At 71.4% G+C, this 12,874-nt stretch carries 13 protein-coding genes; 3 read left to right on the top strand and 10 right to left on the bottom strand.

What is annotated here, in order from left to right:
• A partial coding sequence (locus ABD908_RS24185; RefSeq protein WP_345000865.1) for a GuaB3 family IMP dehydrogenase-related protein occupies window positions 1-948 on the bottom strand: 948 nt, incomplete at its 3' end.
• Between the two features lie 132 nt (window positions 949-1,080).
• Complete coding sequence (gene guaB, locus ABD908_RS24180) at window positions 1,081-2,622, bottom strand: IMP dehydrogenase (RefSeq protein WP_345000863.1); 1,542 nt, start codon at window positions 2,620-2,622, stop codon at window positions 1,081-1,083.
• Between the two features lie 64 nt (window positions 2,623-2,686).
• On the opposite strand from guaB, the gene ABD908_RS24175 reads away from it, so the two are divergent.
• Window positions 2,687-3,079, top strand: coding sequence for a DUF5319 domain-containing protein (locus ABD908_RS24175; RefSeq protein ID WP_345000861.1), 393 nt, complete (start codon window positions 2,687-2,689; stop codon window positions 3,077-3,079).
• 106 nt (window positions 3,080-3,185) lie between these two features.
• Here ABD908_RS24175 and ABD908_RS24170 read toward each other — a convergent pair whose 3' ends face one another.
• The 3 genes from ABD908_RS24170 to ABD908_RS24160 all read right to left on the bottom strand — a co-directional run bounded on the left by ABD908_RS24170 (window position 3,186) and on the right by ABD908_RS24160 (window position 6,014).
• Complete coding sequence (locus ABD908_RS24170) at window positions 3,186-4,298, bottom strand: anti-sigma-D factor RsdA (protein WP_345000859.1); 1,113 nt, start codon at window positions 4,296-4,298, stop codon at window positions 3,186-3,188.
• A 178-nt stretch (window positions 4,299-4,476) separates the two neighbouring features.
• Window positions 4,477-5,064: a sigma-70 family RNA polymerase sigma factor gene (locus tag ABD908_RS24165; RefSeq protein ID WP_345000857.1), complete on the bottom strand. Its 588-nt coding sequence runs from the start codon at window positions 5,062-5,064 to the stop codon at window positions 4,477-4,479.
• Window positions 5,065-5,171: 107 nt separating this feature from the next.
• Window positions 5,172-6,014, bottom strand: coding sequence for a hypothetical protein (locus tag ABD908_RS24160; protein ID WP_345000855.1), 843 nt, complete (start codon window positions 6,012-6,014; stop codon window positions 5,172-5,174).
• Window positions 6,015-6,594: 580 nt separating this feature from the next.
• On the opposite strand from ABD908_RS24160, the gene ABD908_RS24155 reads away from it, so the two are divergent.
• Window positions 6,595-6,888 (top strand): WhiB family transcriptional regulator, encoded by a 294-nt coding sequence (locus tag ABD908_RS24155; protein ID WP_345000853.1) that lies wholly within the window; start codon window positions 6,595-6,597, stop codon window positions 6,886-6,888.
• Between the two features lie 25 nt (window positions 6,889-6,913).
• Here ABD908_RS24155 and ABD908_RS24150 read toward each other — a convergent pair whose 3' ends face one another.
• From ABD908_RS24150 to ABD908_RS24135, 4 genes are all read right to left on the bottom strand, one after another.
• Entirely contained in the window at window positions 6,914-7,759 is an 846-nt protein-coding gene (locus tag ABD908_RS24150) for an LLM class flavin-dependent oxidoreductase (protein WP_345000851.1), read from the bottom strand.
• A 169-nt stretch (window positions 7,760-7,928) separates the two neighbouring features.
• Complete coding sequence (gene groL / locus ABD908_RS24145) at window positions 7,929-9,548, bottom strand: chaperonin GroEL (RefSeq protein ID WP_345000849.1); 1,620 nt, start codon at window positions 9,546-9,548, stop codon at window positions 7,929-7,931.
• 100 nt (window positions 9,549-9,648) lie between these two features.
• The gene (gene groES, locus ABD908_RS24140) at window positions 9,649-9,948 is read right to left on the bottom strand and encodes a co-chaperone GroES (RefSeq protein WP_345000847.1); all 300 of its coding nucleotides are present in this window, start codon (window positions 9,946-9,948) and stop codon (window positions 9,649-9,651) included.
• 219 nt (window positions 9,949-10,167) lie between these two features.
• Window positions 10,168-11,667, bottom strand: a complete 1,500-nt coding sequence (locus tag ABD908_RS24135) for an MFS transporter (RefSeq protein ID WP_345000844.1) — start codon at window positions 11,665-11,667, stop codon at window positions 10,168-10,170.
• A gap of 60 nt (window positions 11,668-11,727) precedes the next feature.
• On the opposite strand from ABD908_RS24135, the gene ABD908_RS24130 reads away from it, so the two are divergent.
• A complete protein-coding gene (locus ABD908_RS24130; RefSeq protein WP_345000842.1) occupies window positions 11,728-12,171 on the top strand; it encodes a MarR family winged helix-turn-helix transcriptional regulator in 444 nt (147 codons plus the stop codon).
• Here ABD908_RS24130 and ABD908_RS24125 read toward each other — a convergent pair.
• The coding region (locus ABD908_RS24125) for a DUF2339 domain-containing protein (RefSeq protein ID WP_345000840.1) at window positions 12,131-12,874 on the bottom strand (744 nt) is incomplete at its 5' end. The genes ABD908_RS24130 and ABD908_RS24125 overlap by 41 nt on opposite strands.

Here is a 12,874-nt window from a genome sequence, read left to right as displayed (position 1 = left end):
CGGCCAGAACCAGCCCCGGCCGGGTGCCTCGGCCGCGGCGGCCAGCGGCGAGCCGAGCGCGACGGCGTCTGCGCCGCAGGCGATCGCCCGCGCGATGTCGCCGGACGTGTGGATGTCACCGTCGGCGATCACGTGTACGTAGCGGCCGCCGGTCTCGTCGAGGTAGTCGCGGCGGGCGGCCGCGGCGTCGGCGATCGCGGTCGCCATCGGCACGCCGATGCCGATCACGTCGCGGGTCGTGGTGGCACCCTCGACCGAGCCGTAGCCGACGATCACGCCGGCCGCGCCGGTGCGCATCAGGTGGAGGGCGGTGCGGTGGTCGCTGACGCCCCCCGCGACGACGGGGACGTCGATCTCGCCGATGAAGGTCTTGAGGTTGAGGGGTCCGGAGACGCCGAGCTCGCCGGTGGTCTCACCGCCCACGTGCTCGGCGGAGATGATCGTGCCGTGGATGATCAGCAGGTCGATGCCCGCCGCGACCAGCGTCGGGGTCAGCTCGCGGGCGCGCTGCGGCGACACCCGGACCGCGGTCGTGACGCCCGAGTCGCGGATCTGCTTGATCGCCGCACCGAGCAGTTCGGCGTCGATCGGCGCGCTGTGCAGTTCCTGCAGCTTGCGGATCGCAGACACGCCGGTGAAGTCCTTCTCGGCGAGCGCGAGGACCTCATCGATCCGGGCCTGCGGGTCGCGGTGCCGGCTCCACAGGCCCTCCGCGTTGAGCACACCCAGCCCGCCCTGGCGGCCGAGCTCGATCGCGAACTCCGGGGACCCGACGGCGTCGGTGGGATGCGCGAGGATCGGCGAGTCGAACCGGTATGCGTCGATCTGCCAGGCGGTGGACACCTCCTTCGAGGAGCGGGTCCGCCGCGACGGGACGATGTTGACGTCCGCCAGCTCGTAGGTGCGACGGGCCGTGCGGCCCATGCCGATCTCAACCAGGTCGCGCAACGCGAGTCCTTTCGTGGGCGCGCGCGTGCCGCGCGCCGTCGTGGGCCGGGCGCACGTGCGCCCGCCCGATGTACGTGTGGAGGTACCCGCGGGCGGGCCGGATCGTCCGCCGCTCAGGCACCGCGCCCTCGGCTAGGCCGAGTAGTTGGGCGCCTCCACCGTCATGGTGATGTCGTGCGGGTGGGATTCTCTCAGACCCGCGGCGGTGATCTGCACGAATTGCGCCTCCTGCAGCTCCGCGATGGTCTGGCTGCCGGTGTAGCCCATCGCGGCACGCAGGCCGCCCTGCAGCTGATGGATCACCGACGACAGCGGCCCGCGGAACGGGACCCGCCCCTCGATGCCCTCCGGGACCAGCTTGTCCTCGGACAGCACGTCGTCCTGAAAGTAGCGGTCCTTGGAGTACGACTTCGCCTGGCCGCGGCTCTGCATCGCCCCCAGGCTGCCCATACCGCGGTAGCTCTTGAACTGCTTGCCGCCCACCAGCACCATCTCGCCCGGCGACTCGGCGGTGCCGGCCAACAGGGAGCCGAGCATCGCAGTCGACGCGCCGGCCGCGAGGGCCTTCGCGACGTCGCCGGAGAACTGCAGGCCACCGTCGGCGATGACGGGGACGCCCGCCGGCTTGGCCGCAGCGGTCGCCTCGAGGATGGCGGTGATCTGCGGCGCGCCGACGCCCGCGACGACGCGGGTGGTGCAGATCGAGCCCGGGCCGACGCCGACCTTGACGGCGTCCACGCCGGCGTCGATGAGCGCCTGCGCACCCGAGCGGGTGGCGACGTTGCCGCCGACGATCTGCACCCGGTCACCGATCTCCGCCTTGAGCTTGGAGAGCATCTCGAGCACTCCGTTGGAGTGCCCGTGCGCGCTGTCGACCACCAGCACGTCGACGCCGGCATCGGTGAGCGCCATCGCGCGCGCCCACGCCTCCTCACCGACGCCCACCGCGGCGCCCACCAGCAGGCGGCCGTCGGAATCCTTGGTGGCGTTCGGGTGCTGCTCCGTCTTGACGAAGTCCTTGACGGTGATCAGCCCGGTCAGCCGGCCGTGACCGTCGACGATCGGCAGCTTCTCGATCTTGTGCCGGCGTAGCAGCCCCAGAGCGGCCTCGGCCGTGACGCCCTCCTGCGCGGTGACCAGCGGCGCCTTGGTCATCACCTCGGCCACCGGGCGGTCCTGGTTGACCTCGAACCGCATGTCCCGGTTGGTGATGATGCCCACGAGGCAGCCGGCCTCGTCGGTGACGGGCAACCCGGAGATGCGGTAGCGGGCGCACATCGCATCGACCTCGCGCAGCGTGTGCTGCGGCGTGCAGGTGACGGGGTTGGTCACCATGCCGGCCTCGGACCGCTTGACGGTCTCGACCTGCCCCGCCTGGTCCTCGATCGCGAGATTGCGGTGCAGGACGCCCATACCGCCGTTACGGGCCATGGCGATGGCCATCCGCGACTCGGTGACGGTGTCCATGGCGGAACTGATCAGCGGCACCCGAAGGGTGATCTCCCGTGTCAGGCGGGTCGAGGTGTCCACAGCCGAGGGCACGACATCGGACGCAGCGGGCATGAGCAGCACGTCGTCGAAGGTCAGACCCAGCATCGCGACCTTGTTCGGGTCGTCACCACCGACGCGGACGGGTCCGGTGCGGACAGGCTGGGAAGGGCCGGGCTCGGTCATGAAATCAATGGTATCCGGCGCGTGGAAGTGGCGGGAAAGCCCCGGTCCTGCGTACCGTAAGGGCGTGCGCAACAACCTTCCCCCCGGCCTCCCGCCGGACCCGTTCGCCGACGACCCGAGCGATCCCACCGCCGCACTGGATTCGATGGATCCCGGGCAGCCGCTCGACCCGGCCGAGCGCGCAGCCGTGGAGGAGGATCTCGCCGACCTGTCGGTGTACGAGGCGTTGCTGGCACACCGCGGCATCCGCGGTCTGGTGATCTGCTGTGACGACTGCCAGGAGGATCACTACCACGACTGGGACATGCTACGCGCCAACCTGCTGCAGTTGCTGGTGGACGGCACCGTCCGGCCACACGAGCCGGCGTACGACCCCAGTCCCGACGCATACGTCACATGGGACTACTGCCGCGGGTACGCCGACGCAGCGATGAACATCGCCGAGGAGGAGGGCTGAGCGGGGGCACCTCGCGCGCAGCGACAGACACGGAACGAGCCCGGCACCGAATGGTGCCGGGCTCGTTCCGTTCTCATCGTCCTGGTTCCCGTCGTCCTGGTTCCCGTCAGTGGGTGGGGCGGGGCACCGGCACCGTCGTGAGCGGGATCTGCGGAACCGCGGGGACGTCCGGCGGGCGGATCCCGCCGTCACGGCCGGGCGCGATGCCGATCGGGCCGGTGGTGCCCGTCGACCCGCCGACCAGGTCGGGCGACGGCGTGTGGGTCGGAGGGGCCGACGGGGTGCCGACCTGGGTCGGCTGCTCGCCCGTGTCACGGTCGGGCGGCGCGGTGGTGACCGGCTGCTCGATGGGCGGCACCTGCGTCGCAGTCGTCTCGCCCGGGGGCGCGGTGACCGTCGACTGCGTCGGCGATGTGGGGCGGTCGACCGGCGGGTGCCGGGGGTGCACGGGGGCACGCACGTCCACCGGCGGGTGGTGACCTCTATCGGGCACATTCGCAGCGCTGGCGCCGGGCGAGGTCGGCGTGCGGCCGCGGTCCGGTCGCTGCGTCGAGCTCTGAGCGAGGATCGACGGCAGCTGCGCTACCGCGGTCGGGGTATCGGTCGGCAGCCCGGCAGCAGCGGCCAGCGTGCGCGCCTGTTGCTCGAGCGCGGCCCGGACCTTGGGGTCACGGACTGTGTCGACCTTGGCCCGGACCTGCGCGAGCGCGGTCGCCACGCCAGCCCGGTCGCCGGTCTGCAACGCCGCCGAAGCCTGGTTCAACTGGGCCTTGGCCTCTGAGGTCACAAGCGTCTGGCTCGCCTGCTGAGCGAACATCACCGACTTGACGTTCCACAACGGGTCGCCGGGGTTGGACCGCTGCACGAAGACGAGCGCCCCCACGACGACGGCGATGAACGCCGCCGCGGCACCCGCGACCAGCTGGAACCGTCGCGCGGGGGATCGCCGCGCCGTGCTGGGCGCGGCGAGCACCTCCTCGAGCGTCGGGCGCTGCGCGATGGGAGCGGTGACGATCTCGTCACGCCACTGCGCGAGCAGGGACGCGAGCTCGTACTCGGCGTGCGTGTCGGTGGCGACGGCGCCACCACCCGCAACGGCGTCCAGCAGTTCGTCGTCCCGCCGGACTGCGGCGATGTCCGGACGCCCGTCGTCGCGGACACGATCGACGAAACCGGTGTCGGCGGCGCGGAAGCTCTCGGTGCGGCCGTCGGGCCGCATCGGGCGGATGGGCGGCCCGAGCCGACGCGCGCCGGAACGGCCGTGCTGACGTCCCGACGGGTCGGAGGGACGCGATGCGCCCGGTCCCGGCCGCCCCTGCCCGGCGGGCGGGTTGCCCGACGGACCACCGCCGGGACCTCTCCTCGGCCCACCCGGAGGATTCCCCCCGGGATTCTGGTCACGCCCCTCTGCCACTGTTCTCACCTTCTCTCGCCAGCTCGTTCTTCAGTCTCGCGAGCGCGCGATGCTGCGCCACCCGAACTGCTCCGGGTGTGCTTCCCACCGCTTCGGCCGTCTCCTCGGCGGACATCCCCAGGACGACCCGGAGGATCACGATCTCGCGCTGCTTGTCAGGCAGTGTCGCAAGCAACCTGTCCATCCGGCGCTGCGCATCGGAATCCAGGGCGCGGGCCTCGGGGCCGCCTTCGCTCGAAGCCGTCTCGGGGATCTCGTCCACGGGGTCGGACTTGTTACGCCCGGCGCTGCGGAAGGCGTCGGCCACCTTGTGCGCCGCGACGCCGTAGACGAACGCCATGAACGGTCTGCCCTGGTCCTCGTATCGAGGCAGCGCGGTCATCACGGCCATGCATACCTCCTGTGCGATATCGTCGGCCGACAGCGTGTGACGCTCTCCGCCGCCCACCCGCGCACGGCAGTACCGCACCACCGGTGGGCGGATGCTCTCAAGGACGTCGGCGAGCCCGTTCCGGTCGCCACGCACAGCAGCGTGGACAGCGCGGTCCAGTTCCTCACCTGCCAGATTCATCGCCCGTGTGCACCCCACCGTTACAGTCGTCGAACTCGCCCCGCCACGTGCGCCGCCGTTCGGCGGCCCGAGGCGTGACCGGCGTCAGCTCCAACTCCACTCCGCGGTCACTCTCCAAGCCCGCTCGCATGCGACCTACCGCGCGAGCCGAAAACCGCACCTTCGCGCGCGAGCAGGCTCGCGATGCGGTCCGCTTCACCTCCGAGCCGCCGGCCCTCCGGGCCACCGACCAACGCGCCGACAAGGCGGGCACCGGCCCACTCTAGTGGACGCAGTCCGTGATCAGCGGCGACCTCGTAGCCGCACCGCGCCGCGGCGACCGCCTCGTCCGGCCTACCCGATGCCGCCAGCGCCGCCGCCCGGATCAGGGCGTTCTTTGCGTGGTAGCGCGGCCGCGCAGGCCCTGGATCGCGCGCTGCCAGGTCGTCCGCAGCCGTCGCGGAGCCGCGCGTGTCGCCGGTATAGACGGCGGTCTCGGCGGTGACCCAGGCGCGGCGGAGCGCCGCGCGGTCGGTGGTCCACCAGGGCGCCGGGCCGAGGTCGGCCGGCGGCGACGTGCCCGGCGGGGCATCCATCCGGGAGTAGACGGTGCCGGCGCGGTCGAGCAGCGTCCGCGCCAGCGCGAACCTGCCGGTGCCGAGGGCGTCGGCAGCGAGCCCGACGAGGGCGTCGACGGCGAACGCGCGCGCGATCGGGTCCGCGGGCCAGGCGAGTGCGGTAGCCGATCCCGCAAGCGCGGCGGCGAGCGCAGCACCGTCGACCGCCGATGCGGCTCGGTGGCGACTCGTCTGCCGCAACATCGAGGCCCGCAGGCACAGCCCGGCAGATGACCACACGCCGGTCCGCGCGGCGAGCCGGGCGGCGAGGACACGCGCGCCGGCGAACCGGCCGGTCCCGGCGAGCGCGACGGCGCGGGACCAGTCACCATCGGGCAGCAGTTCGGGAGACACGGACCGATCCCCGACCCCACGGTCGGCAGCACTCGCCCGGCCGAATGCGGCGACCACCCACCCGTCCGGGGCCGCCGCAGCGTCGGATACACCGAGTCCAGTTTGCAAAGAATTAACCTCCGATCGCTGGTGCGCACAGATCGGCGCATCGAAGGCCGAATTCTGCGGGCATGTTACTCGAGCGTGAATCGCCGAGCCGCGGCCAGTGACCTAGCCCCGTGGCCGACAAACGGATATTACGGACACCGGACATCGGACAGTCGCCTCGTCGAACCCGCGAAATCGGCGTCCACCTGCAGGTTCACCCCGACATCGCATGCCGGACCCTGCCGCGGATCGCGCCCGGGCGGCTCCGCTCATAGCGGTCTCACAATGTGAAATCAACGTTAAATCGCAGGGTGATCGCAGCGCTCACCAACCGTGAGTAGGCAGTTGACCTCGCGGTTGCGGATTGCATACGGTAATTCTGCGACCGGAACAACGGAGTTTCCTAAGCACCATGTACCGCCGACACGAATTCTCCATCCAGGTTCGTCGGCGTCGTAGCGGCTCTCGGGCCGCATGAGTGTTAGGAGTGGCGATGCCGCAGCCGAATCACCTTCCGGGCCCCAACGCAGACCTCTGGGACTGGCAGATGCACGGACGCTGCCGGGGCGTCGACAGCGCCGTGTTCTTCCACCCGGACGGCGAGCGGGGCCGCGCCCGCGCCCAGCGTGAGCGGCGCGCCAAGGAGATGTGCCGCGAGTGCCCGGTGCTGCTGCAGTGCCGCGAGCACGCGCTGGCGGTCGCCGAGCCGTACGGGATCTGGGGCGGGCTGTCGGAGACCGAGCGCGCCGTGCTGATGAAGCGCGCCAGTCGGCGTATCGCCGGCTGAGCCGGCAAGGTCAGCACCGCTTCGCCTACCGTGGCGGACCCGCGTCGATCCGGGCGCGGCCGATGGCCACCTCCTCGGGCGAATCGAGCGCGTCCCAGAACGAGTCGACGAACCACGTGTAGCCCACGTCCGCCAGCGCTGCGGCACGTTCGACCTGCCGTGCCCGCTCGTCGAGTGGATATCCCGCCTCGCCCACCAGATCGTACGGGCCCGTGCGGCCGGCGGCTGCGCGTAGTGCCTGCACCTCGCGGACCGCGCCGGCGAGTTCCGGCACCGTCGGGTCGTAGTCGGCGGCGACCTGCCCGCCCGGCGGCCGGACGTTGGGGAGCAGGCCGTCGCACCGGGCGGCACGTGCCATGGACCTGCGGGATCCGGCGAGTCCGACGCACCACACCGGGATCCGCGGCCGCTGCACGCTGGGCGGCGGCCCGTGGAACGGCGGCGGATTCACGCGGTGATGCCGACCCGCATACGTCAGCGGCTCACCGGACCACAGCCCGAACAGGATGTCCAGGTTCTCGTCCATGCGTTCCGCGCGGACGCGCCGGCCCTCGTCGGGCTCGAACGCCGTCCATGCCGGAGTCACAGCGCCGAGCCCTACGGGCAGCACGACCCGACCACCCGACAGCAGGTCCAGGGAGGTGGTCACCCGCGCGAGGTCCCAGGGTCTCCAGCGCGGGAGCGGCGTGAGCATTGTGCCGAGCCGGACCCGGTCGGTGACCAGCGCAGCGGCGGTCAGCGCGATCCACGCGTCGAGCCCGGACACCGCCTCCCAGGAGAAGACGGCGTCCCACCCCGCCTCCTCAGCGGCTCGTGCGGCGTCGGCGAACCTTCTCGGGTCCTTGTCTGTGATGACGATCCCGTACCTCATGCCCAGACCGTAGACCGAGGGTCGGACGAGTCCGGACGAATCCGACAGCGGTGTTCGGACCTCCGACCGTCGACAGGGCGCTCAGCACGAGACCCCCGGCCACACGAGGTGACCGGGGGTCTCGAGATCGCGGGCTGCGGTTGCCCCGCGGATGTAGCGGTGACGAGCCTCAGTGCGCGTGGCCGTGCCCGTGGCCTGCGTGCGCGTCCGCCTCCTGCTTCTCCGGCTTGTCGACGACAGCGGCCTCGGTGGTGAGGATCATCCGCGCGACCGACGCGGCGTTGAGCACCGCGTTGCGGGTGACCTTCACCGGGTCGATCACGCCGTCGGCGACCAGGTCACCGAACTTCAGGGTGGCGGCGTTGAAGCCCTCCCCCGTCTCGGTGACCGTGTTCACCACGACGGCACCGTCGACACCGGCGTTGCTGGCGATCCAGAACAGCGGCGCGGTGAGGGCTCTCCGGAACGCGCGGACCCCCAGCTGTTCGTCGCCCGAGGCCTGAGCCTCGAGATCGGCGAGCTGCGCGGCGACCTTCACCAGCGCGGTACCGCCGCCGGAGACGATGCCCTCCTCGACCGCGGCCTTAGCAGCGGAGACCGCGTCCTCGACGCGGTGCTTGCGCTCCTTGAGCTCGGTCTCGGTGTGCGCACCGACGCGGATCACCGCAACGCCGCCGGCCAGCTTGGCGAGGCGCTCGGACAGCTTCTCGCGGTCCCAGTCGGAGTCGCTGACCTCGATCTCGGCCTTGATCTGCGCGACGCGCTGCGCGATGTCGGCGGACGTGCCGGCACCGTCGACGATGGTGGTCTGATCCTTGGTGACCTCGACGCGGCGGGCCGTGCCCAGCAGGTCGAGACCGGCGGTGGCCAGCGTCAGCCCCAGGTCCGCGTTGATCACAGTGCCCGCGGTGACGATCGCGAGGTCCTCGAGGAACGCCTTGCGGCGGTCACCGAAGAACGGCGCCTTGACGGCAACGGCCTTGATGGTGCCGCGCAGGGTGTTGACCACCAGCGTCGACAGCGGCTCGCCCTCGACGTCCTCGGCCACGATCACCAGCGGCTTGCCGGCGCCGACGACCTTCTCCAGCAGGGGGAGGAAGTCGGGCAGCGAGCTGATCTTGTCGCGGAAGAGCAGGATCAGGGGGTCCTCGAAGACCACCTTCTGGCTCTCGAGGTCGGTGACGAAGTTCGGGGAGATGTAGCCCTTGTCGAACTGCACGCCCTCGGTGACCTCGACGTCGGTGTCGACGCCCGAACTCTCCTCGACGGTCACGACACCGTCGGCGCCCACCTTGGTCATCGCGGACGCCACCATGACGCCCACCTCCTCATCGCGCGAGGAGACGGTGGCGACCTGCGCGATCGCGCGCTCACCGTCGACGGGGGTCGACTGCGTCAGCAGGATCTCCGAGGCGGCGTCGGCGGCAGCGCCGACACCCCGGCCGAACGCGATGGGGTTCGCGCCGGCGGCCACGTTGCGCAGGCCCTCCTTGACCAGGGCCTGGGCGAGGACGGTGGCGGTGGTCGTACCGTCGCCGGCCACGTCGTTCGTCTTGGTGGCGACCGACTTGACCAGCTGGGCGCCCAGGTTCTCGAAGGGGTCCTCGAGGTCGATCTCCTTGGCGATGGTCACACCGTCGTTGGTCACCGTCGGGCCGCCGAAGGCCTTGGCGAGCACCACGTGCCGGCCGCGCGGGCCCAGGGTCACCTTGACGGCGTCGGCGAGCTGGTCGACGCCCGCCTCGAGGCCGCGTCGGGCGGCCTCGTCGAATTCGATCTGCTTTGCCATGTTGCTCCTTCGCAAACGCCGACCGCCCCGGGCCGCGCGCCGCGGTTCTCACCGAAGCGCGGGCGCGGGGCGGTCTGCTCGAGTAGGCAGTGCCTGCGGGTTACTTGCCGATGACGGCGAGCACGTCGCGCGCCGAGAGCACCAGGTACTCCTCACCCGCGTACTTGAACTCGGTGCCGCCGTACTTGCTGTACAGGACGGTGTCGCCCTCGCTGATGCCGGTGGGGATGCGGGTGCCCTGCTCGGTGATCCGCCCCTCGCCGACGGCGACGACGGTGCCCGTCTGCGGCTTCTCCTTGGCGGTGTCCGGGATGATGATGCCCGACGCGGTCGCGGTCTCCACCTCGGTGGCCTGCACCAGGATCTTGTCGTCAAGCGGCTTGATGTTCACGCTTGCCACGTTTCGCCTCCATGTGGGTAGCTGTAGGTCTTCAACTGTTCTCCGTCGGCCCTTGGTCACAGCCGTCGTCGCGGGTGCCGGCGTCACCGTGTGCGCGCGACCTCGAGTCACGCATCACGAACCACCTAGCACTCTAGCGAGGTGAGTGCTAGCACTCAAGGGCGGGCCGTAACAGAATCGCGTATTCGCTCTGGGCGTACACCGCCGGCGGCGATCCGGTCAGTCCATCCGGCGCGCGAAGGCGAGCACCGCCACCGTCCCCGCCAACCCCGCACCGGCGAGGCCCATCACCACCGCGACCGAGGTGGTCATGCCCGGCAGCAGGCCGTCGACCGCCTGCCCGCTGGCGGTGATCGCGGTGACCACGGCCATCATCACGGCGCCGCCCACCTGGATGGAGGTGTTCAGCAGCCCCGACGCCAGCCCCTGCTCGTCGTCGGCGACGCCCTCGGTCGCCTGCGAGTTGACCGCCGGGAACGTCAGCGCGAAGCCCACGCCCAGCAGCACGATCGTGGGGAACAGGAACAGCCAGTAGCTCTGACCGGGCGTGACCCGTAGGAACCAGGCGTACGCGGCCAGGAACGCGGCGAGCCCGAGCGCCACGAGCAGGCGCGTGTCCACCCGCTCGAGCAGGCGATCGATCTTCGTCGCCGATGCCACCACCAACAGCCCCGCGGGCAGGAACGCCAGCGACATGCCCAGCGGGCTCCAGCCCAGCGAGTCCTGCACGTACAGCGTCACCAGGAACTGGAACGCCGCGTACGCGCCGAACATCACGAAGCCGGCCAGGTTGGCGTGCACGAGCCGCACCGACCGCAGGATGCCGAGCCGCAGCAGCGGGTGCGGGTGCTTCAGCTCGATCGCGACGAAGGCCGCGGCGAGCACCCCGGCCCCCACGAACAGCCCGACGGTGACCGGCGAGATCCAGCCCGCCGCCGGCGCGCGAACCACCGCGAAAACCAGCGCCAGGAGCGCGCCGGTCGAGGTGAGGGCGCCCGCGACGTCGAATCGCGCCAGCCGGAACCGCTCGACGGGCGCCGTGCGCGGGATCACTTGCCAGCCGACCACGAGCAGCGCGAGCGCGACGGGCCCGGGGAAGAGCAGCGTGACCCGCCACGAGAGTTCGGTGAGGACGCCACCGAACACCAGGCCCAGCGAGAAGCCCGACGCGCCGCACACGGTGTAGATCGAGAACGCGCGGTTGCGAGCCGAGCCCTCGGCGAACGTGGTGGTGATGATGGACAGGCCCGCGGGCACGGTGAACGCGGCCGCGATGCCCTTGACGAAGCGCAGCGCGATCAGCGCAGCATCGACGTCGACGACGGCCGTGAGCACCGATGCCACGCCGAACACCAGCACCGCACCGAGGAACACGGGCCGCCGGCCGAGCAGATCGGATGCGCGGCCGCCGAGCAGCAGTAACCCGCCGTAGCCGAGAACATAGCCGGAGACGATCCACTGCAGGGTCGAGGGGCTCATGCCCAGTGCGGTCTTGATGGACGGTAGCGCCACTCCCACCATCGAGATGTCGAGGCTGTCGAGGAACAGGGCGCCGCACAGGACCAGCAGGAGCAGCCAGATCCGGCCGTTCCAGCCGCGGTCCGACGTCACTTCGAGATGGTGGGCGAGGCCGGGCGACTGCGGGTCGGGCGGCCCGGCGTCTGGGATCGGGGTGTCGATGTCGGTTGTCGTCACGCCAAGAACTCTATGCGTTTGCATTCAATGCGTCCACATATATTTCTAAGGACAATATTTCTTCGGAACTGGTAGCATCGCGACATGTCCGGTTCCCCCGTCGAGGCGGCGCTCGGTCCCGCTCAGGCATCAGACGATGCGCTCGCCGCGCACTGGCACAACCTGATGCGCGACTACAGCCGCATGACCTGCGCACTCGATCGCGCGCTGGCTGCGCACGGGCTCACATCGTCGGAGTTCGAGGTGCTCGAGCAACTCGCCCGCGCGGGCGCCGACGGTGTCCGCATGGCCGACCTCGCGGACCGGGTCCACCTGTCGCAGTCGGCGCTGTCACGTCTGGTCGCACGGCTCGAGAAGGACGGCCTCGTCGCGCGGTCGATGTGCCCCACCGACCGCCGGTCCGTGTTCGCCACCATCACCGACGCGGGCGGGCACCGCTACGGCGACGCCCGCCCCACCCAGCGCGCGGTGCTGCGCGCCGAGTCCGCTACCTGCGAGGTGGGTTCGTACCTGTGCGGGGACCAGTAGCGCGCGCGTAGCCCACGCCCAGCGCGAGCAGCAGCCCGCCGACCAGTAGGAATGCAACGGCGCGGACGATACCGTCGAGCGCCGACAGGTCGAACAGGAACAGCTTCGCCACCGCCCCGCCGACCATCGACAGCCCCGCCGTGAGCGCGATCCGGTCGCCGGTCCGCCGCGCCCACCCCAGCGCGACGCCGCCCGCGGCGAGCCACGTCACCGTCGCCGCGCCGTGGCCGACGAGGTAGCCGCCCGTGCCGCCGAGCGCGAAACCCGCGTTGGCGAACAGCACCGTCGTCGCGCCCAGGGTGGTCGCGAGACCCGCGACCCACACCGCCGCCGCACCCGAGCGGGCGTGCGGCGCGAACCGCCACGCCGCAGCCACCCCGAGGGCAGCCGTCCCCGCGGCGCCGACGACGACCGCCACGGAGCCCGCCCAGGGGACGGGCGACGCCGATGCCGTGGTCACGACCGCCGCAGGCAGCAGGATCAGCGCGCCCAGGGCGCCGAGTCCCAGGCCCACCCAGCGGGACGGCGCATCATCCGCCCCGGCCATGGCGAGCAGCACCACGCCGGCGCCGATCAGCATCGGTGCGCCGTTATGGGCGCCGAAGACGGTCAGCACGGCGGCGACCGCGGCCGCTCCGCCCGCCGCGTACCACGCCGCGCGCGTCCGGACGACGGTGCCGGGCAGCCACGCGACCGCGAGGCA

This window comes from Tsukamurella soli (assembly GCF_039541155.1).
Classification (GTDB): Bacteria; Actinomycetota; Actinomycetes; order Mycobacteriales; family Mycobacteriaceae; genus Tsukamurella; species Tsukamurella soli.
Note: the sequence above shows the minus strand (reverse complement) of the source record. Positions and strands in the feature narration are given on the sequence as shown.

Coding starts and splice junctions, on each gene's coding strand:
- ABD908_RS24130 (WP_345000842.1), top strand. CDS start 11,728: ATGTCCGGTTCCCCCGTCGAGGCGGCGCTCGGTCCCGCTCAGGCATCA.
- guaB (WP_345000863.1), bottom strand. CDS start 2,622: ATGACCGAGCCCGGCCCTTCCCAGCCTGTCCGCACCGGACCCGTCCGC.
- ABD908_RS24135 (WP_345000844.1), bottom strand. CDS start 11,667: ATGCAAACGCATAGAGTTCTTGGCGTGACGACAACCGACATCGACACC.
- ABD908_RS24165 (WP_345000857.1), bottom strand. CDS start 5,064: ATGAATCTGGCAGGTGAGGAACTGGACCGCGCTGTCCACGCTGCTGTG.
- groL (WP_345000849.1), bottom strand. CDS start 9,548: ATGGCAAAGCAGATCGAATTCGACGAGGCCGCCCGACGCGGCCTCGAG.
- ABD908_RS24150 (WP_345000851.1), bottom strand. CDS start 7,759: ATGAGGTACGGGATCGTCATCACAGACAAGGACCCGAGAAGGTTCGCC.
- ABD908_RS24155 (WP_345000853.1), top strand. CDS start 6,595: ATGCCGCAGCCGAATCACCTTCCGGGCCCCAACGCAGACCTCTGGGAC.
- ABD908_RS24170 (WP_345000859.1), bottom strand. CDS start 4,298: ATGCGGCCCGACGGCCGCACCGAGAGCTTCCGCGCCGCCGACACCGGT.